The sequence below is a fragment of the Vulcanisaeta sp. JCM 16159 genome, from assembly GCF_001316265.1.
GTDB lineage: Archaea > Thermoproteota > Thermoprotei > Thermoproteales > Thermocladiaceae > Vulcanisaeta.
Genome location: NZ_BBDN01000002.1, coordinates 163,294 through 184,432, shown reverse-complemented (window position 1 = coordinate 184,432; position 21,139 = coordinate 163,294). Strand labels below are relative to the sequence as shown.

At 45.1% G+C, this 21,139-nt stretch carries 28 protein-coding genes, 1 tRNA gene, 3 pseudogenes and 1 CRISPR repeat array; of the genes and pseudogenes, 21 read left to right on the top strand and 11 right to left on the bottom strand.

What is annotated here, in order from left to right; translation table 11 throughout:
* Window positions 1-92: 92 nt before the first annotated feature.
* The 4 genes from JCM16159_RS02500 (at window position 93) to JCM16159_RS13800 (ending at window position 1,721) form a co-directional block, all read left to right on the top strand.
* Window positions 93-854, top strand: a complete 762-nt coding sequence (locus tag JCM16159_RS02500) for an ATP-binding protein (RefSeq protein WP_054856849.1) — start codon at window positions 93-95, stop codon at window positions 852-854.
* 52 nt (window positions 855-906) lie between these two features.
* Window positions 907-992, top strand: a tRNA-OTHER gene (locus JCM16159_RS02495).
* A 161-nt stretch (window positions 993-1,153) separates the two neighbouring features.
* A complete protein-coding gene (rnhA, locus tag JCM16159_RS13805) occupies window positions 1,154-1,516 on the top strand; it encodes a ribonuclease HI (RefSeq protein WP_243665646.1) in 363 nt (120 codons plus the stop codon).
* A gap of 25 nt (window positions 1,517-1,541) precedes the next feature.
* Window positions 1,542-1,721: a hypothetical protein gene (locus tag JCM16159_RS13800; RefSeq protein ID WP_243665645.1), complete on the top strand. Its 180-nt coding sequence runs from the start codon at window positions 1,542-1,544 to the stop codon at window positions 1,719-1,721.
* A gap of 751 nt (window positions 1,722-2,472) precedes the next feature.
* Here the strand turns inward: JCM16159_RS13800 and JCM16159_RS02480 are convergent.
* From JCM16159_RS02480 to JCM16159_RS02465, 5 genes and pseudogenes are all read right to left on the bottom strand, one after another.
* Window positions 2,473-2,946 carry an 8-oxo-dGTP diphosphatase gene (locus tag JCM16159_RS02480; RefSeq protein ID WP_054856847.1) on the bottom strand — a complete coding sequence of 158 codons (474 nt, stop codon included), beginning with the start codon at window positions 2,944-2,946 and terminating at the stop codon, window positions 2,473-2,475.
* 61 nt (window positions 2,947-3,007) lie between these two features.
* On the bottom strand, window positions 3,008-3,706 hold the full coding sequence (locus JCM16159_RS13795) for an MFS transporter (protein WP_243665644.1): 699 nt from the start codon (window positions 3,704-3,706) through the stop codon (window positions 3,008-3,010).
* Window positions 3,672-4,241, bottom strand: a complete 570-nt coding sequence (locus JCM16159_RS13790; protein ID WP_243665643.1) for an MFS transporter — start codon at window positions 4,239-4,241, stop codon at window positions 3,672-3,674. The genes JCM16159_RS13795 and JCM16159_RS13790 overlap by 35 nt, the downstream gene beginning before the upstream one ends.
* A 46-nt stretch (window positions 4,242-4,287) precedes the next feature.
* Window positions 4,288-5,337 (bottom strand): annotated as a pseudogene (gene rtcA / locus JCM16159_RS02470) (RNA 3'-terminal phosphate cyclase).
* Window positions 5,338-5,360: 23 nt separating this feature from the next.
* Window positions 5,361-5,879: a hypothetical protein gene (locus JCM16159_RS02465; protein ID WP_054856846.1), complete on the bottom strand. Its 519-nt coding sequence runs from the start codon at window positions 5,877-5,879 to the stop codon at window positions 5,361-5,363.
* A gap of 78 nt (window positions 5,880-5,957) precedes the next feature.
* On the opposite strand from JCM16159_RS02465, the pseudogene JCM16159_RS02460 reads away from it, so the two are divergent.
* The 3 genes and pseudogenes from JCM16159_RS02460 (at window position 5,958) to JCM16159_RS02455 (ending at window position 7,286) form a co-directional block, all read left to right on the top strand.
* Window positions 5,958-6,400 (top strand): annotated as a pseudogene (locus JCM16159_RS02460) (peroxiredoxin).
* An 86-nt stretch (window positions 6,401-6,486) separates the two neighbouring features.
* Window positions 6,487-6,714: a hypothetical protein gene (locus tag JCM16159_RS13785; protein ID WP_243665642.1), complete on the top strand. Its 228-nt coding sequence runs from the start codon at window positions 6,487-6,489 to the stop codon at window positions 6,712-6,714.
* On the top strand, window positions 6,711-7,286 hold the full coding sequence (locus JCM16159_RS02455) for a G1 family glutamic endopeptidase (protein WP_243665641.1): 576 nt from the start codon (window positions 6,711-6,713) through the stop codon (window positions 7,284-7,286). The genes JCM16159_RS13785 and JCM16159_RS02455 overlap by 4 nt, the downstream gene beginning before the upstream one ends.
* A 309-nt stretch (window positions 7,287-7,595) precedes the next feature.
* Here JCM16159_RS02455 and JCM16159_RS02450 read toward each other — a convergent pair whose 3' ends face one another.
* From JCM16159_RS02450 to JCM16159_RS02430, 5 genes are all read right to left on the bottom strand, one after another.
* A complete protein-coding gene (locus JCM16159_RS02450; protein WP_054856845.1) occupies window positions 7,596-7,913 on the bottom strand; it encodes a hypothetical protein in 318 nt (105 codons plus the stop codon).
* A 70-nt stretch (window positions 7,914-7,983) separates the two neighbouring features.
* Window positions 7,984-8,652, bottom strand: a complete 669-nt coding sequence (locus JCM16159_RS02445) for a hypothetical protein (RefSeq protein ID WP_243665640.1) — start codon at window positions 8,650-8,652, stop codon at window positions 7,984-7,986.
* 164 nt (window positions 8,653-8,816) lie between these two features.
* Complete coding sequence (locus JCM16159_RS02440; RefSeq protein WP_054856843.1) at window positions 8,817-10,142, bottom strand: hypothetical protein; 1,326 nt, start codon at window positions 10,140-10,142, stop codon at window positions 8,817-8,819.
* Window positions 10,143-10,258: 116 nt separating this feature from the next.
* On the bottom strand, window positions 10,259-10,759 hold the full coding sequence (locus JCM16159_RS02435; RefSeq protein ID WP_054856842.1) for a hypothetical protein: 501 nt from the start codon (window positions 10,757-10,759) through the stop codon (window positions 10,259-10,261).
* A gap of 70 nt (window positions 10,760-10,829) precedes the next feature.
* Window positions 10,830-11,762, bottom strand: coding sequence for a hypothetical protein (locus JCM16159_RS02430; RefSeq protein WP_243665639.1), 933 nt, complete (start codon window positions 11,760-11,762; stop codon window positions 10,830-10,832).
* A gap of 301 nt (window positions 11,763-12,063) precedes the next feature.
* Between JCM16159_RS02430 and cas4 (JCM16159_RS13780) the strand changes: the two genes are divergently transcribed.
* The 7 genes and pseudogenes from cas4 (JCM16159_RS13780) to cas4 (JCM16159_RS02405) all read left to right on the top strand — a co-directional run bounded on the left by cas4 (JCM16159_RS13780) (window position 12,064) and on the right by cas4 (JCM16159_RS02405) (window position 14,686).
* The gene (cas4, locus tag JCM16159_RS13780; protein WP_243665638.1) at window positions 12,064-12,453 is read left to right on the top strand and encodes a CRISPR-associated protein Cas4; all 390 of its coding nucleotides are present in this window, start codon (window positions 12,064-12,066) and stop codon (window positions 12,451-12,453) included.
* A pseudogene (gene cas4a, locus JCM16159_RS13775) lies at window positions 12,434-12,858 on the top strand (type I-A CRISPR-associated protein Cas4/Csa1). The gene cas4 (JCM16159_RS13780) and the pseudogene cas4a overlap by 20 nt, the downstream one beginning before the upstream one ends.
* Window positions 12,848-13,024 (top strand): hypothetical protein, encoded by a 177-nt coding sequence (locus JCM16159_RS13770; RefSeq protein WP_243665637.1) that lies wholly within the window; start codon window positions 12,848-12,850, stop codon window positions 13,022-13,024. Before cas4a ends, JCM16159_RS13770 begins: the two are co-directional and overlap by 11 nt.
* Before the next feature lie 39 nt (window positions 13,025-13,063).
* Window positions 13,064-13,369: a CRISPR-associated endonuclease Cas1 gene (locus JCM16159_RS18320; protein WP_054856840.1), complete on the top strand. Its 306-nt coding sequence runs from the start codon at window positions 13,064-13,066 to the stop codon at window positions 13,367-13,369.
* A gap of 16 nt (window positions 13,370-13,385) precedes the next feature.
* Complete coding sequence (cas1, locus tag JCM16159_RS18315; protein WP_367834216.1) at window positions 13,386-13,838, top strand: CRISPR-associated endonuclease Cas1; 453 nt, start codon at window positions 13,386-13,388, stop codon at window positions 13,836-13,838.
* Entirely contained in the window at window positions 13,839-14,114 is a 276-nt protein-coding gene (gene cas2 / locus JCM16159_RS02410) for a CRISPR-associated endonuclease Cas2 (RefSeq protein ID WP_054856838.1), read from the top strand. It begins immediately after the preceding gene.
* Window positions 14,111-14,686 carry a CRISPR-associated protein Cas4 gene (cas4, locus tag JCM16159_RS02405; RefSeq protein WP_243665636.1) on the top strand — a complete coding sequence of 192 codons (576 nt, stop codon included), beginning with the start codon at window positions 14,111-14,113 and terminating at the stop codon, window positions 14,684-14,686. The genes cas2 and cas4 (JCM16159_RS02405) overlap by 4 nt, the downstream gene beginning before the upstream one ends.
* A 56-nt stretch (window positions 14,687-14,742) precedes the next feature.
* Window positions 14,743-16,050: a CRISPR direct-repeat array (repeat unit 25 nt; unit sequence CCTTCTATTCTCTTTAGAGAATATC).
* A 317-nt stretch (window positions 16,051-16,367) separates the two neighbouring features.
* On the opposite strand, the gene JCM16159_RS02400 is transcribed toward cas4 (JCM16159_RS02405), so the two are convergent.
* Window positions 16,368-17,117 (bottom strand): hypothetical protein, encoded by a 750-nt coding sequence (locus tag JCM16159_RS02400; RefSeq protein WP_054856837.1) that lies wholly within the window; start codon window positions 17,115-17,117, stop codon window positions 16,368-16,370.
* Between the two features lie 56 nt (window positions 17,118-17,173).
* Here JCM16159_RS02400 and JCM16159_RS02395 point away from each other — a divergent pair, with 56 nt between their 5' ends.
* From JCM16159_RS02395 to JCM16159_RS02370, 7 genes are read left to right on the top strand one after another with little or no spacing between them, the layout of a single operon-like run.
* Window positions 17,174-17,593 carry a hypothetical protein gene (locus JCM16159_RS02395; RefSeq protein WP_054856836.1) on the top strand — a complete coding sequence of 140 codons (420 nt, stop codon included), beginning with the start codon at window positions 17,174-17,176 and terminating at the stop codon, window positions 17,591-17,593.
* A 7-nt stretch (window positions 17,594-17,600) separates the two neighbouring features.
* Window positions 17,601-18,638 (top strand): type I-A CRISPR-associated protein Cas7/Csa2, encoded by a 1,038-nt coding sequence (gene cas7a / locus JCM16159_RS02390; RefSeq protein WP_054856835.1) that lies wholly within the window; start codon window positions 17,601-17,603, stop codon window positions 18,636-18,638.
* Window positions 18,639-18,647: 9 nt separating this feature from the next.
* Window positions 18,648-18,794 carry a CRISPR-associated protein Cas5 gene (gene cas5, locus JCM16159_RS18310; RefSeq protein WP_367834215.1) on the top strand — a complete coding sequence of 49 codons (147 nt, stop codon included), beginning with the start codon at window positions 18,648-18,650 and terminating at the stop codon, window positions 18,792-18,794.
* Window positions 18,748-19,398 (top strand): type I-A CRISPR-associated protein Cas5a, encoded by a 651-nt coding sequence (gene cas5a / locus JCM16159_RS02385; protein ID WP_367834231.1) that lies wholly within the window; start codon window positions 18,748-18,750, stop codon window positions 19,396-19,398. Before cas5 ends, cas5a begins: the two co-directional genes overlap by 47 nt.
* Window positions 19,395-19,694 (top strand): hypothetical protein, encoded by a 300-nt coding sequence (locus tag JCM16159_RS02380; RefSeq protein ID WP_243665635.1) that lies wholly within the window; start codon window positions 19,395-19,397, stop codon window positions 19,692-19,694. Before cas5a ends, JCM16159_RS02380 begins: the two co-directional genes overlap by 4 nt.
* On the top strand, window positions 19,679-20,248 hold the full coding sequence (locus JCM16159_RS02375) for a hypothetical protein (RefSeq protein ID WP_243665634.1): 570 nt from the start codon (window positions 19,679-19,681) through the stop codon (window positions 20,246-20,248). The genes JCM16159_RS02380 and JCM16159_RS02375 overlap by 16 nt, the downstream gene beginning before the upstream one ends.
* On the top strand, window positions 20,182-21,138 hold the full coding sequence (locus JCM16159_RS02370) for a helicase-related protein (protein WP_054856831.1): 957 nt from the start codon (window positions 20,182-20,184) through the stop codon (window positions 21,136-21,138). The genes JCM16159_RS02375 and JCM16159_RS02370 overlap by 67 nt, the downstream gene beginning before the upstream one ends.
* The last annotated feature ends 1 nt before the right edge of the window (window position 21,139 follow it).

The following is a 21,139-nucleotide window of genomic DNA, read 5'->3' as shown; positions in this document are numbered from 1 at the left end:
GTCATAAGCCTGGCTATGGACTGGTAAATAGAAAGAACCTAAACTGCGGCGATAGACTGAGTAGGAGGGGTAATGAGGAAAGGTGCGCGGGCGTGGTTGATGGGCAGAGGGTTGGGCGGACCGACATAACCGGCAATGAACGTAATACCCAGCAACCAGACTTTGATGCTTTAATGAGTAACACGGACTGTATTGAGTTGGCCGCGACATGCATGAGGATGGCGTGGCAACAGAGGGAGAACATAATCAGGGGATTGAATATGATAGGCGGCGTGGGCATAATGGACGTTAAGTGGCCACAGGGCCTTAAATTCAGGGCTGTATTTGACGAACCCAATTACCAAGAAATACTCAGAGGCTTCGTAGGCCTTGACCTAAGGCTATTCAGGGAAAACCCATTCGCGGCCTCGGTAATAGTGTACAGGGTACTAGATGGAGTGTTTACCATTAGGGACCTAGAGCTAAAGAAAGGCCTAGAGCCCAGGCCAACGTTCATACTTATAGACGAGGCCCACAACTACTTCCCGCAGGGGGACACTGAGGATGTGAATAGAGACACGGTGGAGGCCATGATAAATAGACTAACGAGGCTTGGCAGGATCAGGAGGATTGGTGTAATCTTCGCAACCCACACACCAGACGATCTAAACCCACTAATACTTCAGTTAACAAACACGAAGATAGCCCTGAGAAGCGAGGAATCAGTACTGGAGAGGGTGGGATTGAAGGAATACGCCGGTGAAATAACCTATGCGCAGGACGGAGTCGCCGTAATGAAAAGCTATGCGCTGAGGACACATACAATAACAATAAGGGCACTACCACCACAGGTGAAACACAGGAGTCATAAATAAACCACAAAACCACGGGCAAAAACTTAAAAACCATGGGCAAAACAAAAACAACGGCCCCGTAGCTCAGCAGGATAGAGCGGCGGCTCCTATCGCGAGGGAGTGAGCCGTAGGTCGTGGGTTCGAATCCCACCGGGGCCGCTAACGTAAATAAATCCTCCCACTTATCATAATAATATCTCCGGTTAAAGCCCAGCCGTAAGTCAATAACCATAAACAACAAATAATGATAAAAAGCAAATACGTGATAAGGCAGAATCACCGCATTTTACTTATTAAGGAACCCACTATGGCCTAGGGATGTGCCAGTAGCCTACTTTGATGGAGCTTGCGAGCCCAGGAATCCAGGTGGCGTTGGGACCTATGGCTTTGTGATCTACGGTAACGAAGGCAACGTAGTTCATGAGGATTACGGCATTGCCTGCGAACCAAGCCCAAACTGCACGAACAATGTTGCCGAGTACACGGGCCTAATAAGGGCGCTGGAGTGGTTGCTGGGCAATGGTTTCGGTGGTTCGAGAATTACTGTACGTGGTGACTCCCAACTCGTGATTAGGCAGTTAATGGGTGTGTATAGTGTACGTGCTGAACACCTAAGGCCCCTGCACGATAGGGCCCTTGAACTACTAAAAAAACTTCAGTGCCGAGCTCGAGTGGGTCCCTAGGGAGAGGAATGCGAGGGCTGATGAATTGAGTAAGAGGGCGTATATTGAGTACCTCGATAAGCACCCCGAGCTCGTTGAGGCCTTCAGCCGGTACTTCGCCACCGAGAAGCAGTTGGCATTATTAAGAGGACTCGGCATCGAGCCTTACAAGTACATAAGCAAGATGGAAGCTAACAGACTCATTAGGAAATTACTCAAGTCGTAAAGCCAACCTTGAACCAAGCTTTGTAAGTTATGCAAAAGTTTCTCCATACTGTGTACTTTAGTTTGATGTAATAATTAGACTTATTAAAGTCTAGCAACTCGTTATTCTCATGCTATCTTAAGAAGAGAAATTTAGATAGAATTAGGAAATACATGGAAGTCATTGACTCATGGAATATGGGCCTTAATCAGCAGGAAAAAGCCTATGATTATTTCATGAAAAAGTACAAGAAACTCTAATGGGAAGGCAAGGGACAATTTGAAGACAACTGAAGCATCAATAGATAATTCTTCCTCCATGCTAGTGAATATACTATGCAAATACGGCAAAGTTTATGCGCATTACCAATAGTTGACCGTGTACAACGATTTATAAGGATTGCAAATATTTACGAAGTAATCGAAGACATCAGTATAACATTTAAGTTACCATCATACGCTAATATAATATGCTTCGAGAGGCGTGTGAATAATTGTAGAATTGGTACCACCTGGCGAATACGCACTCGTTGAAGAGACCGTAATCGACTAGTATTATTTGTTCTAAATGCATAAAGCCTTGGTTTTTATTCTTCAATTCCTCCTTAAAATCATGATCAACCTGGATATTTTGTGCTCAGTGGTCGGTTTTCTCGTCACCCGATCCGTCCTGGAAGGAGTCAGCACCAAGGGGTTATTAAGCCCGGTCCCTATTAAGTGTTTAGTGATGATTAGTGACACGACCGAGCAGTGAGGAGCGAGGGCGTGACTGATCACGCACTCCTGGCAAGCTCGAAGACCTGCCCACCAATGAGTCTCCAGCGGTCGAAGTCGAACCTGGCATAGACCTTTTTACAGCTCAGGACCTTTGGTAACCACATCACGTCATCACTCCACATGTTATCATAAGGAACCTCATTAACGCCAAACCAAATGGGTTCAGCCTCATCAGACTCCCTAGGCACCCCATCAAAGTCCCTGGCAAGGAAAACATGTACAAAGTGCACAGACTCCACCCTACCATCCTCGTAATTCCAAAACTCGAGCAACCCCATCCACTCCAGGTTCTTCGGTGTGATACCGACCTCCTCCCTACACTCTCTAACCGCGGCCGAGACCACGTCCTCGCCCTCCTCCACCTTACCGCCAATGCCATTGTAATAACCAGCGCCGAGCCCGCGCTTCTTCCTTATCAGTAGGACCTTGTTGTCCTTAACTACGTAGACCAGGGTCTCGATAAATATCATTACCTAGCTCATGATATGCCTAAGGAATTAAGGATTAACCCGAAGTGGTATTATTCGTTAATTATCTTTTGGTTGTCCTTTCTATTTCCTCAAGATCCCTCCTGGCAGTCTCTATGCCTATGAGTAGCGCGGTCACTGCCATTAGCAATACGAAGGCCCCAATCCAGCCGAGGTATTGCATTATTGAGCCTAAGTGGAGGTAGATTGGTGTTAATGCCCCAAACACGAAATTCGCAATCCTATTTAGGGAGAAGGCTACGCCATCGGCGAAGGACTTAACCTCCACCGGAAAGACCTCTGTCTGAACTGTGTACGCACCACTAACCACTAGGAATGTCAGGAACATAGCCAAAGACAGCGAGTACTCAAGCTCTGGAGCCCTATACGTAACTGCGACGCACCAAAATGCAAGTCCTAAACCAACCAGAGAAGCCATTAGTAGGACCCTCCTACCAACCCTATCAAGCATTAGTGAACCAAGCATGGCGCCCAACGTAGCAAAGACCCAAAGAGCCAGTACCGTATTTAGCATATTGCCGTAGCCGCCGCCCCTGAGAGCCACGAGCATTGGCGTGAATATTGTGAATATTGACGTCGTACCTGCACCAACCCAGGCAGCCGATGAGTAAATGAACATCCTCCAGTAACCCTTCCACACCTCCTTGAATGATATTCTTCTACGCCCTGGGGCACCCCTGAGTAACCACCTTGATGACTCCGGCAACCTACTCCTGAGTAGTATTACTATGGCCGCGGGCACGGCACCAGCGCCAAGGATGATCCTCCAGAGGACACTTGGTGGTAAACCCACGGCAAAAAAGTAGGTAGGCCAGCAAGGCACTGATTAAACCGCCAAGCGGCATCATTATTAATGAAAGCCCCAGTAGGAAGCCCCTCCTCGACGCTGGTGACTCCTCAGACAGTAGGGCTGGCCCAGACACTATATCGGCGCCAATGCCAAAACCAACCAGGAACCTAAGCACCAAAAGCTGCCCTGGGGATGCGACAAATGCGGAAATGAGGGAGCTAATTAGGAAGAAGATAATGTCACTCAGTAGCGCAACCCTCCTGCCCCTAAGGTCACTGAATACGCCAAAGACCAGGGCACCGAATACACCGCCTATGTACGTGAACGTACCAAGCAACCCCTGCATCTCCGGGCCCAGGTGCATTAAACGAGCTAGGAAGGGTAATACAACGCTAATATTGAGTAGATCATAGCCATCTAGGAAAGTACCCAAACCAATTAGAACTGATAGCGAAACGCCACCCCTATATCCAGTACCTAGACCCATTAACCAGGTAAATCAACGATGCGCCTATTAAAAATAACCAAAGTAATTAAGCATGAGCAACCCTAATAATGCCAGGCCCGCCCTCCCTACCGCTAACCTCGAACCTCATACCGAGCACTTTCTCGACTATGTATATATTCGTTAACGCATGCAGGGTTATTCTCGAGATCCCTACCACACCACCGCCAGCGAGAGCCATGTAGGGTATCACCATGTCACCCATGTGCTCATCAAGCGCCATACCACTCCCCAAGTTCTCGAGTAAATTCCTGGCCGCCTCCTCACCAACCACCTCCGCAGGCTTACCCCTCTCACCAAGCGCATCCGCGCCCTTCACCAAGCCCTTGCTCGACACGGCCCACAGGACAATGCCACTGCCAGGGCCTAGGTGCGGGTCCCTACCCTGCTCGTAGGCCTCCACAGCAATGTCAACTGGGACCTTAATCCCAGCCTTAACCAAGTACTCCCTAGCCGAGTTGGCCTGCCTATGAGCCACGTGGGCCGGCAACCTAACCGCGTGCGAGATCCCCCTGACCTCCCTCAAATCACCAAACTCAATAACCTCAACAGGCCTTAGCCTACTCGGCTCCACCGTAAGCACAACCTCACCACCACCCCTCGGATAATGGCCTCGCCTGACCAACCTCACCTCAGCCTTGACACCGAATAAGCCGAGCATTGGAAGCATGACGAACTTCACGTAGTCAATTGGTGGTGACCAGGCACGTCGGTTCCGCCGGTTATCGTAACCGTACTCCTACACGGAGCAAACACAAGTATTGGCAGTATGGTTTGAATAACAAGCGTAACTGCGCCAGCCGTGCCAATGTCAAACCTAAACTCACCACAGCCAATCCTCCCCGGCCTAAACACAAGCTCTGTGGAGCCTTCACGGCACCCGTCACCTGGGCATTGGATATCCTGGCCGCGGCCAGAACACCGGTCAAGTGCTGCTGCTGAAGCCCTGGGTTACTCCTCTTGGCCCTAATGTTGTATATCCTAACCGGCTACCCGTAATCGCCGATAGCGCCAGCGCGGTCCTAAGTATTTGCCCACCACCCTCAAGCACAGAGCCATCAATCTCCACAAGGCTCATCACGCAAACAACCAACAAGGACTTTAATACTTAACGCAATCACCATTAAGCCTCCTAAGCACATCAACAACATCACCACCAACCACCCTAACATCAACATAATCAACAAATACGGAGAAGACGCAGCAAAGGAGCCTAATGACCGTCGCAACGCCGTCCCTACCCACAGAGGCCCTATCACCAGGCTCAACAGTCTCCCTCGTAAGGTGAAGTACATACTTATTAACATCCCTAATGATCCTCTGGGCATCCTCATATCCAGGGCACTCCTTGACCCTGCGCCTAAACTCCCTGGCACTCCCGCGTTTTAGGTATGGCAGGTAGTAGATTACGTCCTTATACCTCCTACCCCTAACAATCTTGAAGAACTGAATCAAACTACGGGAATGAGCAAGTATGGACTCAATAAGCGCCGCCTCGATAATGCCCACGTACTCACTCGAATCACACGCAGTGCCTAGGTTCATCAATACCCTATACATGCTCAGTACCCTCTCATACTCACAGGCAACCTCCATCAAGTAGCCCCTAAGCGAACTCATGTGATTAAGTACCTGGGACCAGTTATATTAATTTAATTCAAACCAAACATAGAAAAGCCTAATCGCAGTGTTGACTTGATGGTCAACGAGGGCGAGGAGGCTCCCGACTTCGAACTACAAAGCCACGATGGAGAGACAATAAGGCTATCGAACTACAGGGGCAGGTGGGTAGTGCTCTACTTCTTCCCAAAGGCCTTCACCAGCGGCTGCACGAAGGAAACCCAGGAATTCACCAGGCTCTGGGATGAATTCGAGAAGCTGGGCGTCGTAGTCCTAGGCATAAGCACAGACTCCGTAAGCACCCAGAGGAAGTTTGCGGAAAAGTACGGCGTGAAATTCAAACTACTAAGCGACAGCGAGAAACGCGTATCGCAGGCATACGGAGTGCTAAGGCCCACGGGGACCGCGGAGAGGGTCACATTCATAATAAACCCGGAGGCAAGGTGGCCAAGGTGATTAGGAGGGTCAAGCCGGAGGAACACCCTGCCAAGGCCCTGGATTTCCTGAGACAAAGTATGTAAAATAATGCGATAACAATAATACTTATTCAATGAGTTAAACCTGTCCAAGGTAATACTTTTAAGGGATGACCATTACTAGTCAGCTAATGACCAGGAACAAACTAATACCCATACTCACAACACTCACATTAATAGCTGTCACATCAATAATCACAGCCCACATACTTGCGGCAACACCCACGATGCACCCAATGATTAGGCATGGCACTGACTACGTATCAACAGTCTACAGCCTAAACTGGGCTGGCTACGTAATACCCGCACGGGAGGGCACTGTGACCAGTGTCGCGGGCTCATTCATCGTACCATCGTGACCTGCACCAAACAAACAACCTACGTAGCGCTCTGGGCAGGACTAGACGGATACAACGACAGCACAGTGGAGCAGGCAGGAATAGCCGTAGAATGCAGCGGTGGTAAGCCCATGTATTGGTCGTGGTACGAATTTTACCCATCACCCTCCGTCGAGATAAGCGGATTCACGGTCAAGCCCGGCGACGTGATATACGTAAACGTGACATACGTAGGGGGCAACTCATTCCAAATAACCATTAAGGACCTGACAAGGAACGAAGCATACACGGTGACGGGCAGCGTAAGTGGGGCACTACTCTCATCGGCCGAGTGCATACTGGAGAGGCCCACCGTTAATGGGCAATTAACGGCACTGGCAAACTTCGGAACTGCGTACTTCGGGCAGGACTACACGAATGTAATGGGCACGTGTTACGCAACCGTGGGCGGTAGCACTGCTGCCTTCGGAAATTACCCATCAACCGTAGAAATAGTGATGACTGCGTACAACGGGAAGGTCCTGGCACAACCAAGCACATTAACGCCTGACGGATCAAGCTTCACAGTAACATACGTAAGCAGCGATAAGTAATGATCGTCGTATTCGCTTACTTACGGCATTAAAATATATTATGAGATTAATATTGGAATATAAGAATTAATTCAAATTGCAAAATCTTATCATTTATCTTAATTAGTACTTTGCACCACTTTGCATCTAACCCTTTAAACTTTGATATTGAACAGTTAGCAAAATCAAGCGTCTCTAATAAGTTAACTAAGTTAGAATCCTTAGTTAATAATGATACATTATTTTTATAAGCATGAATTATATTAATGACATCTCTACCAAGCTTTCTTAATTCTCTCTTACGTGAATCTTTACTACGGGATTTTGTATTTATTTTTCATTTACTATACGAGACACTTCGTATGCGTCGTTCAATACCTCGCCATTAGTATTGACTACTGATATACCTAGATTATTGATTAGCCTCTTCACAAGTTCGTCAGCGAACTCCACTAAATTTCTATTACCCAATTCTTTAGGCGGTGGTGTTAACGATTCCACAAACTTGTCAATAAGCTTAAGCATAAACTCACCCATACTTAAGTCACTCATTAATAATCTTTCGGCGCTAACCAATAGGTCTCTTAATGATTTACAATACTTGGCTTGCTTTATACTATCTTCAACGCTATTACGGTAACTAATCATGTGAAAGCACTGATAATAATCAATAAGGATATTCGTATCCACTAAATACATCGTACCTCCCTACGGGTAATCACTTTTCCGTAAACCTGATACCAAGCTCATACAATGTAGCAAATGAAGCGCAGGAATTTAGAAATCTATCTAATTGCTCATAACCATAACCAGCCTTAACCAACACATTTTCTGCCTCACCCTCCTTACCATAAAATACGAGAAACGAGGAAGCTAATAAATACATGGCCCTCTCGACATCACCAAGCAATGCCTCATCCATTGCCATGCCGAGTAGGAGTAATGCCTTATCAAGTATGTAATTACCAACTCTAGATACGCCTCTATAGCGCGCCATGCAAGCTGCGTGCGTGAGTATCCTACCTGTGTTTATAAATAATATTTGAATTCTATTTAAATCCGTAATAATCTCACCACCTTCAATCACGACCTTCTTAAGAAACTCCTTATACTCAGTATTAAGCAGGCCAAACCTAGCCAGGTACTGAAAGACCTCATACATAGCCCTCGCGAAATCAACAACAAACGTCAATTGACCCCTCCTAACCTCACTCACTAAGTATTGAGCATCAGCCCTTAGATTATTAATCTCTTCATTTACTAAATCAACGCACTCATTACCCCGGCAATCCCTAATCGTGTTAATCAAATTCGTGACATGCTGGAATAACGTACTAATAGCTTTACGGAACATATTATCCAATTCCACAACATCTGCCTTACTCATCCCTAATGACTGAGCAGACAGCATGAGAACCAACTACCTTAATACTATGGTTAAAATAAATATTTAAACATTGTCTTTATAATTAAAATAGATTGAAATTAACAATACCATAAATGTAATAAAACGTTGTTTTTAATAGAAAATACCAAGGCACCGACTAAATACTATGGGCTTGCTGTCACTGCGAATGGGTACGTCTGCCCATTTACTGTTGTTAGGTATCCGTCGTATACCACGCCTACTTGAACCATTTGCTGTCCAGTGCATATTGCCTGCATTGATTGCCCATTATAAGTTACAGAAACGCCAGACGCGTTGAGGTAACCATTTGATATGGGTAACGTTATCATTATTTGAACATCTGAAGCACCGGCAGGTATTTGTATTGGGCTTGAGAACACGCATGATAGATCACCTAACGTGAAGCCGTTGATGCCGATGCTAGCGTTTGATGGATTATTCATAAGAAATGTTAATTGCGCCTGACCGCTATTAACGCCGGTCAATGATATCAACTGAAATTGTAATGTGGACGTGGTGGATGCTTCTGATGAGGATGAACTAACTATGTATGGGCTCGTTAATAGGCCCTGGAACGCCGCATTGTCAAACGACATTTCATAATTCAATAGGTTGGCATTGATATTAAAGTCCATTTCCCCAAAGGACGCGCTTGAGACAATGGTTATGTTTATTGAACCCTGAAATAATGTAGTTAATCCATTATTCAGCACGCACATCCTATTTATGTAAAGTTCCATGTTCATTGAGGCACCAGGTGATAAGGATGATGCTAACGACTCATTCAACGGAATACTTACGGGCATTTTTGTGGCGAAACAATAAGCATTCTGCCCATTCCAGGTTTCGGTACCCACGTAGGTCAGGTTATTATAGATATCGTTTACAAAATTCGTGACGGGACTTGTAGTATTAACAACACCCCCCTGCTGCGTCACTGGGCTACAGGAAACCACCGATGTATAGTTCGACGGCATTACCGCAGAACCACCAGAGAGGGAACTAATGGAATTAATTAATTGCTGACCAAGTATCATACACACCGTAGTCGCATTATACGTAATAGCAACAACCAGCGGCAACTTAAACGTAATGCTGGCACTGGAGTACGACGGAGACGTAATATTCACGGAGACGGGCCCAGCAATATAGAGCTCATATGAACCACTATTATTCAGGTAGGAAATCTCAATATTCGGCGTAGTAACCGCAATTGAAACATTGGTGCCAGAACCATACTCCTGATAATACATAAGCATATTAACACTTGCTGAATAATTAACGGTATATTGACCAACACCCAACTCCCTCATACTAGCAAGCGCGGTCTCCGGCTTTACCGTAGTCGTAGAACCAGGCGAAGACGAAACACCCATTAAACCTGGTTTATACACCATAAGTGCCACCACAGCCGCAACAACTACTACAACCACAACAACCAAGGCTATAACCAGGGACCTACTGAGCATATGTAAAGAGCACCATTTTAATGATTAATTCACGGATTTAAAAGCATTATCCTCAAAAATAATAAGAACTGATGAAAACCCTAAACAACAAACCAAAACCTAATATTTAACACAATTCACGAGACACCAATCGAATTCAACATTGGCCTCAGCCCACCCCTAAGACAATCCTCAAGCCTTTTCCTAACCCTATTCCTAACCCTCCTATTACCTTGCTTCTCATCACTTAGCCCCTTGCACGTGACCACGTATATCCTTAAACTACTGATTTCCTCTCTCAGAATTTCCTTAACGAATTCCTCCCTACCCGCGGCATCAAGCCTAATCCATTCACCACTATTGGCGCAGACCTCATCGAGGTAATGCATTAGGAACCTAACAACACCCTCGGAATTACCTATATTGGCTCGGCAATGCTCCTGTAGTAACCTACGGGCCACATCATCAGCCTCACCCACGTAATAAACCCCGGAGTCATCGAAGAAGATGTAAGCGCCAGCCCCATGAACATTAATGCTCCTACAATCATAAACACCAAACTCACAATTACTAGCGGAGACACCGATACTACCCAAGCAATCCCTAACGACCAATTCAATATCACCAACCCGAACCATTAATAATCCTTGGTATTTGCCATCTTTACTTATTTAGATTGACTGACTTAAGTATGGGCTGAGGGCTCGATCATGAGTATTCCCTGCCGAGAACCAACACTATGCCCAACTCACTGGCCCTACGCCTTAGGTACTCCGCGACCTGCTCAGGCGCGGTCTCCACAGCAAGTACTAGGGCGTAAACCCTCCTATTGAAGAATTTCTCCGCGGCCCTGGCGTTCTCAAGGAGCTTCCCTACCTCCCTCTCAGCCTCATCAATGGAGAAAACCTTAATGGTTGCCTCGCCAATAACCAATGGATCATAACAAATGGCATCTATTTCCCTGGAACCATCCACCGGGATCGTCACGTTTACCCTAACATCACAGTTAATGCCCCTAACCTCAAGCCACCTCTCGATCCAATGAGCCGTGTAATACTCATAGGCACCACCAAGCGAATCCCTAATCTCAACCAAGGCACTCAACATCCACCTATTGAACCTCCCCTGCTCCTCCCTAAACGCCCTAAACTCCTGCCAAAGCCTCTCCTGGTTTTCGGATAGTCTCCTAATCTCCTGCCATATTTTGCTGTTTTCCTGCCATAGCCTCTCTATGTTCTCATCAATCCTCCTAACCTCCTGCCAAATCTTGTTATTCTCCTCCCATAACTTATTAACGTCAGTCCTGAGGGCCTCATAACCCTCACGCAACGCCTTCACTTCCTGCCACAGTTTGTTGTTCTCCTCCCATAGCCTGTTTATGTCCGTTCTCATGGCATCCTGGCTCTCCCTTAATGCCTTGATTTCCTGCCAAATCTTGTTGTTTTCTTGCCATAGCTTGTTTTGATCCTCACGGAGTGCCCTAACCTCTTGCCAAAGCCTATCCTGACCTTCGGCGAGCCTTTGGACAGTCTTCGTCAACTCACCAACCGCACTAACCAACTGCCTAATCGAAGACTGAACATCAGTAATACCGAGTAAGCCCATCACAGCAAACCTAAACTCCTCATCCTCCCTCAACAAACGCAAAAAAATCACCACGAAAAGACATCCAAATAATGAACCCACAACCAAAAATAAAAACCTATTGACAAGACAATGAAAACACAACCACACCAACGCACAAACTACACCTAACCATCAACAATCAACAACTCTAATGCCCCCGCTGGGATTTCATAATTCCAGGTGCGTTAATGTGTCAACTAGTAATGGCGGTTTAGAATCATTAGTAACTTCGGTATTGGTTTATTTCTATTTCTCAATTAATTAATATGTATTTCACAATTAAGAATAAAATACGTAAATAAGTTTGAGCAAGCATATGGTACTGCCCAGGTGGGTTTGGGACTACATTAAAAACACGATGGAGAACGGATACTACGCAGAAATAAGAGGCTGGGTTAGAGACGTGGTCGCACCGAGACACTCAGTTAGGCCAACGGTGTCTGAAGTCTCATCACCATGCCCAACAAAACGCGACGCATACCTAAGACGCGTCGCTAAGATACCCATGGAAGACAGTGAGAGCCTAAGGCTTGGCAGGTTAATTCACGAGGTCTTCCTGGCACCATTTAGAGAGTCAATACCATTCTCGCAACTCGATACTAAATTCGAAGGCATAATCAATGAGTACGGCGATCTAGCTCTAAATATAGGCTCAGTTATACGAGGTCTATACAAAGGCCGTGACCATGGCCCTCAACGCCCGTGAGGAGGGAATACCAATCAGTGTCGAACCAGCAATACCAGGAGCCCCAATTGGGCTCTCCGACATTATTAAGCCGGATATACTCGTGGGCTTCATACCGGTGGAGTTAGTAACTTCGTCACCAACGGAGGAATTAATTAATAGGAAGGACATAGCCATTACGGCATACGCACTGGCCATAGAGCTTGGATAGGCCACCCAGTGGACATTGGCGTAGTACTCCATATAAGCATCAACGGTAAGCCAAGACTTAACTGGAGGGTTGTTAAGATAGACGATGCTTTAAGGAGGGCATTCCTGGACATGAGGGATACCGTGGCAAGAATAATTGAGAATGGCGATGACCCAGGGCCAGCGAGTTCCTGTCCAAGGACATGCCCATTCTACGGTGTCTGCCATGGCCAATGAAATATACATAACAGAGCCAGGGACGAGAATTATCGCCAGGAAGGGCTCTATAATAATCATGGGCAGGAACGGCAATAAGCAAGTATTACCGCCAAACACGGAGGAGGTGATAATCGCGACATCGAGAGCCTCAATAACCACAAAGGCAATTAGGATACTAGCATGAAGGGCATAAACCTAGTAATCCTAAACCCACTCGGGGACAGTGGCCATCATAACACCCCCAGTGATTAATAAAACCGTAATAACCAGGGTCAAGCAATACGAACTATTCCTAAACAATGAGGCAAGACTCAAACTAGCACGCAAAATAATTGCATGCAAGATCGAGAACCAGGCAAGACTAATTAGATACTTCGCCAAGAGCCGCAGAGAACCATCACTAAACGACATTGCCTACTCAATATCATCAATGGCAACACAATTAATGTCCATAGAAACCAACAGGTTAAACCCCGAGCTCATTGAAAGCATCGAGCCCAGGCAGCCAATAAATACTGGGACGCCATAACATCACTACTCCCCAATTGGCTCGGGTTCCACGGCAGAGACCCAGAGGCACAGACCTCATGAACCTGGCCCTGAACTACGGCTACGGAATACTCTACTCAACAATGGAGAGATACCTAATAATGGCCGGGCTAGACCCATACCTAGGCATACTCCATACAATAAAGAGCGGAAAGCCGTCACTCGTCTTCGACATAGTCGAAATATTTAGGACCGTGGCGGTGGATAAGCCATTAATAACGGAGATAAGCAATACCAAGCTAAGCACAATAAACGGCTTCCTAGACTACGACTCAAGGAGGACCGTGGCCAGGATAATACTAAATAACCTAAACAGGGACTACGTAAACCCAAGGACAGGAAGGAAGTCGCCATTAACCGAGATAATGAAGCACGAGACCTGGCACCTAGCCTCAATAATTAGGGAAGGCAACGTCAAGAATTACGAATGCTTCACCTGGGTGTTCTAAATGTACGTGATCGTCTCATACGACATAAGCAGCGATAGGAGGAGACTCGAAATAATGAACAAATTAAAGGCAATGGGTTACATAAGGGTACAAAGAAGCTTATACATAGCCAGGGGCGGCAGCGCCCTAGCCAAGGACACGGCAAGGGCATTAACGAGACTCATGGACAGGGAGGACTCCGTGATAATACTAATAATTGACGGACAAACACTAAACAACGCAATAAAACTGGGAACCGCAAACCTAGCAATACCAAATGGACCCATGGTGATATGATGGACTACATACCAATAAGCATGGTGAAGGAATACGTCTACTGCCCAAGGCAGGCATACCTAAAACTAATGATCATGAGGGAACCACCCACGGAATCCATGAAGTATGCAAAGTATGTACTAAATACGGAGAAAATAATTAGGATCATAAGAGAACAGGGAATACAGGGAGAGATCAAGCTAGAGGTACCTGTGAAATCCACAAAACTCGGTATAGTAGGCAGGGTGGATGCCGTGGTAATAAACGGAAGTAAGGCAGTAGTAATAGAGACGAAGTTAAACATAGGAAGTAGGAAGAAGCTATACATGAAGTATAACCATATACTGGCACAGGCAACGGCATACGCAATGGCTATTGAAGAAACCATGAAAGTTACTGTGGATAAAATAGTAATCATAAACCAGGAAAGAGAAGTAACGATCACAATAAGACCAACACCAAGCCTAAGAATATGGATAGAAAGAGCGATACAAGACATGAGAAAACACATACAAAACCAAGAACTACCACCAAAAACAACAAACAAGGCAAAATGCAAAGTCTGCTACTTCAAAGACATATGCCCACCATAAAATACCTCATCAAAACAATAACATTTAATTCAACATCACTTCACCAAAGAAAATAACCCTCCATTCTCTTTAGAAAACATCGTGATATGCCAAACTATCCCTCCAAAGTCTATGTACGTAGCTCTTATTCCTTCTATTCTCTTTAGAGAATATCAAGAATTGGCTCAACCAGACTGGTGGGAATGCTCCACCGCCGAACCTCCTTCTATTCTCTTTAGAGAATATCCTTGATTCAAGCATTTATAGCACGGGTTACTCGGTGGGTAACTCACGAACCTTCTATTCTCTTTAGAGAATATCGGGGAGTAACCTCAACAACCCCAGGCATTACCGGTGTTGTACTATGTTGCCTTCTATTCTCTTTAGAGAATATCAAACAACCAGCGCCAGCCAACCCAACCACACTCAAAAAAACCCCTTCTATTCTCTTTAGAGAATATCCTGTGTCGATACCGATGGCGTATGGATGTTGAATGCCCTCTACCACGTCCTTCTATTCTCTTTAGAGAATATCAGAAGTAAGTTACTAACGTCGTAAAGATCGATAAGCCAATCCCTCCTTCTATTCTCTTTAGAGAATATCTTGCTCCCTTAGTAACTTCCCGAATTCACCAACGACCTTGACAACATTCCTTCTATTCTCTTTAGAGAATATCGTAATCACCTCCCTAGTCCTCATCTACCTCCTCCTCTCCCTCGAATCCTTCTATTCTCTTTAGAGAATATCCCGGCAGTGGTATTTCCTCTGTCTCCAAGTTCATGACGTAGTCAATCCCCCTTCTATTCTCTTTAGAGAATATCACGGTTGTCCTTGCGGGCATCATCAATCAGTGGAACAAACCTCATCCTTCTATTCTCTTTAGAGAATATCGGAATATGCCGGCCTCTACAAGCTTATCAAGCATCTTCAACGTTGTCCTTCTATTCTCTTTAGAGAATATCTTCGTGCTCGGTATAATAAGCCAGCCGTACAACAGCAATTGGCTGCTCCTTCTATTCTCTTTAGAGAATATCTTTCGAGTGGTTTGCATGTTGGGCATAGCGGCCGATATAGTGTCCTTCTATTCTCTTTAGAGAATATCAGCTATATAGGCCTGTACGTGTTGTTGATTTTTACGAATTACTACCTTCTATTCTCTTTAGAGAATATCATACCTGCATCATTCGCAATGAAGTCCCTAATGATCTCTCCCAATTCACCTTCTATTCTCTTTAGAGAATATCAACCCATCATGAATCTCATTGCCAGGAAGTACGGGAACCATCCTCCTTCTATTCTCTTTAGAGAATATCGGCAGAGTGAGGCCTTGCAAAAGAGGAAGGAACCGGAATTAAGCGTCCTTCTATTCTCTTTAGAGAATATCCGAGACATTACTATATAAACTTACTTATAAGCCTTTCTTCACACAGCCTTTTCCAGCCATTAGAACAGGTATGCCCATGATCATTCACGGTACGGGTTTGTTCCCACGATATGCTTAGTGGGCTAATCATTGTTCTGATGCTTGCATTCAATTTTACATGAACGTACCTGTTCCCACGATAGTGGCGTCGTGGTTTAATAATGAATTAACTTGGTTTAGTACTTACATTCAATTCCTAGATAACACTAATGCTCCAATGGTTTCATTAATGACTAGGTCTGCAACATATCACTGGGCCTTCAGCTTGCCCACAAGCATTAGGCTAGGGGCGTTAACTCATAATAATGTGCCCTGCCTCTCTTTTCATAACCTATCAGCCCCTTCTTGATGAGTTTCACGAGTGTTCTCTGGACGGTGGCCATGGATATGCAGCCTCCCGGCTTCTTACAATCCCTATTGAGTTCACCATGTATGTCCTTAGCCCTGTGCCTGCCAAGGCCTATTAACTTGAGGACCCTATACTCATCATACGTTAAACTGGCCAGCCTAGGCACCACGGGCCAGGGGACAACCCTCTCCTCAACACTCCTAAACAAGGCCCTAACCGACGGACTCTCCTCCTCAAGCATCGCAAATACACTATCCACCACAACACCCACGTAGGGGCCCACGGAGGCCAGGGCAAGAGCCAGAAACATCAACGCCGCGCTAAGCCACCTAAACCCACCAGCCATACTAATGATGACCCTACACGGTACATAAGTCTCAATTAAAGACCTAAGCCTAGCCACACTGGTTGCAATGCCGTCCTTAGGATCAAGCCAAACATCCACAACATTAACTTCACTGTCTAACTCATTAATGAATTTATGAAGTGCCTCCATGGCTTGAATGGGCTGTTCCCTACGGCCCCTAAGAATGCCCTCAGGCACAATCCTGGGTTCACTATTCACTAGAAAAACCACATCACCGCCCACAGGCCCAGCCCTAGCCAATGCATGCTTCGCATTACCTGGATAAAGCCCAACACTAACCACCACACACTTCCTAACACTCAACTTCTCCATATATTGAGAAGCATAGCAAGAGAAGATATATAAAACTGAACCCAGAGACATTAATAATGAGCCAACAAGCCTCACAGGATCCTATAAAGGATGCTGCAGACGCCATAAGAATAGTAATACACCGCGAACAGGCATATGACATACTTGACGAGTTATCGAGTAACCCTAAGCTTGAAACCTTAGTTAATGCGTTATCTAAAATATCAAGATTAGCAACCAAGACCCTAAATGACCTTAAAGGCCTTAAAGATGAATTAAGTAATGATAAAGAGTGCGAAGATAGGATTAATAAGATAATACAGTATAAATTACAGTGGTGGTCTAAAAAGCAGGACGAGTTTTATAATTACATTAAGAATGTCAATGATGTACGTACGGAGATAAAACGCTTTGCAGCCTACGCATTGGCTCCAGATCCTGATGTAGTTGAAATTGAGGAGTGTGAGGATAAAGCTAAACGCGGCAGTACGAGGTGATAGCATAATGCCGTATCCTCCATATGTTAAGGTCTCGGGTAGATTTACGGTAGAGGTTTCAGCCTTGACTGGATCTGGTAATATCGGTAATTATAACCAAGTGGCCACGGCTAAGGTGGTTGTTCCCGATGGTAATACGTATAGGGTTTACGATAATGTACCAATAATCACCGGCAATGCCCTCAAGCATTGGCATGCTGTATATCTGGCTCAGGAGTACGTAAAACTAGGGGGTTCACTATTAAATATCTTATGTAAACATGGCGTGGGGTTAAGAGGATATAAATATGATGTAAATGACATGAACACAGAATCTCTTAACTATGTCGATAAAGAACAGGAGGCTATAATTGATCTTTGTAATGACCTACATGGCTTCTTAATACCCGATAAGCAACTAAAGAGAGATACGCTTGTGGAGATTAGCCACGCAATACCTTTATTGACGGTAGATAATATTGAGAGTACTGTAAAGTTTGCTATACAGCATAATAGAGTTGTTCCTAAGCAAGTTACTAAGGGCGAAGGCGAGGGTATGATGGTGTTTAAGCAGGAATATGCATCAGGGCCATTATACGGTTTTGCAATAAGTATGGATCTTGGGTGGATACTAAGACCTAGATATGAGGGTGATGGCAGCATTATTAGCTTACCTAGTAATATTAATATTGATGAAGAGAGGAAAAGAAGGGCTAGGGCAGCATTATTGGCTGTCCTTAATATGTTAATGGGTAGTGGTTCCAAGCAGGCGCGTTCATTGCCAATAACAAGCATTAAGGAGTTGATGATTGTGGTTTCGGATGCGCCAATACCCAACCTGGTGCATGGTGCTTACCCTGACTATGTTAAGCAATCAATCGCCATATTAGAGGCCTATGCGTCTATCGTGAGTGAAGCTCATGTGTACGTTCATTGCTATGGAATAGGCGAGTGTGGGTCTTCTACCACGCTCAAGAATATATCCGTGAAGGGTCATGTTAATCTTAGGGATTTATTCGATGAGGTTATTAAGGAGGTTGAGGATATGATTATGAAATATAAGTAGGCGGTTTTGATGAAGGTTTTACTTGTTAAAATAATACCTATATACTCCATAAGGATACCCGAAACCTACCAAGTCGCCATTTCTTACCCATTAATTCCGCCATCAACTAATAGGCTCCATATCCTACGCATTCTCTGTATTAGGCTATTGCGGTAAGTCGGGGCAGGTATGGCGTGACCGTGTTAAGGAGTGCCTCGATTTTACGAGGAACCATGTCCTTAAAGCGCGCGATACATCGATAATAGAGGGTGGGTTGCCCATAATTAAGTGGGGTTTGGTGTTGCGCGTGATTAGGGGTGTGCTCGAGGAGAATAGGATGCCATCAAGTATTGAGGAGTTTAAGGGCTTCTTAGATGCGATGGTTAGGGAATTCGCAATATCGCGCTCAAGAACTGTATTGGTAATACCTAGAGGTGGAGATTCCATCGACTTATTAAAGCGTGCATTATGGCTCATGGGTAGGTTTGGCAATAGTGAGTCTTGGGCGTCCACGATTTCGGTAACCGTTACTGACGCGGAAAGGTGCGATGATAGGAATGTTAATGTGATTGTTAAGTATGACCAAAGCCGTATTAGTGGTGGGTTCACAGTAGTTAAGGCCACCGACGAGGTGGGTAATGAATACATGTTTGCTCTACCTGTCACATCCGGTAGTAGGGGTGATGTCTATTACCCATCAGTAATGAGTTATGGCGGCGATACACTATGTGCTAGGCTTAATGGTGTGAATATAGTGTTTCCTAGCGGTGATGATTGGTGAATGCCAATTTTGAAGAGTTAATTAGGGACTTCATAATTGAGTGGTGTGCAACAAGACGTGATAGAAAGTGTACAGTGAATGAGGAATACCTAAAGAGGCAGGCTAAGGTGGCCGAGGACATATATAGTGAACTAAACAATGCCAATAGGAGCAGGCTAGTGATTCTTAAGGCACCGACGGGTAGCGGTAAGACGGAGATCCTGGCCTCCGTATTCCTAATGCAGTGGCGTACGAAGGACTGGTTTGCAGGTAGCTTTACTGGGTTGAGCCAATGCATGCGTTGCTTAGGCAGATGAGGGATAGGCTGGAAATCTACGCTAAATTAGTCAATAAATCGCTGAGGATTAATGAGGATCACGGGGAGGTAATTAACAAGACGTTCCTGTACACGGCACCCATAACTCTAACTACTGTAGATACACTGGTCTATGGTTATGTAGCCAAAAGGGTTCAAACCTGGAGGGAGCATGGAGTCGAGACAGGTAGGTATACATTACCTGCTGGGTTAATAATGAATTCATTGGCGATATTTGATGAGACGCATTTAATACAGGATGAGGTGTTCCTGGGGCCTAGGGTGCTTGCCAGGGTTATTTGTAGTATTGTTAAGGCTGGTGGGTTAGTTATTTTCGCCATCGCAACATTACCAAAGTCCGTCAAGGAGGAGTTCGCTAAACTATGTGGCGATAATGGCATAAGGGAAGTAACGGTTAACGGACCTATGCGTCAAGTAACCGTCAATATTGTGAATTCATCGTTAATCGAGAATATAGATACGATACCATGCAACGACTTCTCAATAGTGATAGTGAATACCGTGGACAGGCTCGTGATGCATATATTAGGCTAAGGGAGAGGTGTGATAAGGATAATGAGGGTAAAGTTGCCCTCATACACTCATTAATGACGAGAAGCGATAGGGAAGAGGTATATGAGAAGATACGTAATGCTGAGAATCTACGTAATAGCGGAAAAGGCACGGGCTTCATACTGGTTGGAACCCAGGCCGTCGAGGTAGGTATCGACTTCTCCTTCAATAGGCTATATACGGAATTATCGCCAATGGATAGCTTAATCCAGAGAATAGGCAGGGTAGGTAGGAGAGGCGTGAAAGGCGAGGCCACGATTTTTACGGAACTTGAAAGCCCAGCGCCTTACAATGATGAGACAATCAATGTGACTCACAACCAGGTTAATAGGCTAAAAACCGTTGATCTTAGCGACGTTAATGCCATATCGAACCTATTAGACGGAGTATACACAAGTGACCTAGTGGAGAGAATATCTAGTAAAGGTGATGAACTTTTCTATAAATCCATAGACTACTTAGAAAACCTACACCTTTTCGCCTATCCTCCTGATGAGGAAACATCTGAATTTCTGATAAGGCCATCCTACTATGTGGATGTCGTTATACTTGATGTTGATAAATTAAAACATTACGACAATAATATGAATGCAGATGAGGCCTTAACGCAATTAATGAGTGGTAACTGTGTTGAAATGGGAAATAAGGTAAGGATATTATGTAGTGAGGACACTATACGTATGAACATGTTTAAACTGTCAATCTCCGAATTACGTGAGGGGCCACTTAATAAGTACCAGAACCTAGTGAGTAATTTAGGAAATGCTACCTCCCTGGGCATATACTTGTTGTCATTCAACATAAAAGATGGATTAACCGCCGATCTTATTAATAAGGCTAAGGAAATACGCATCAACTTTTTTCGCGTTTGAA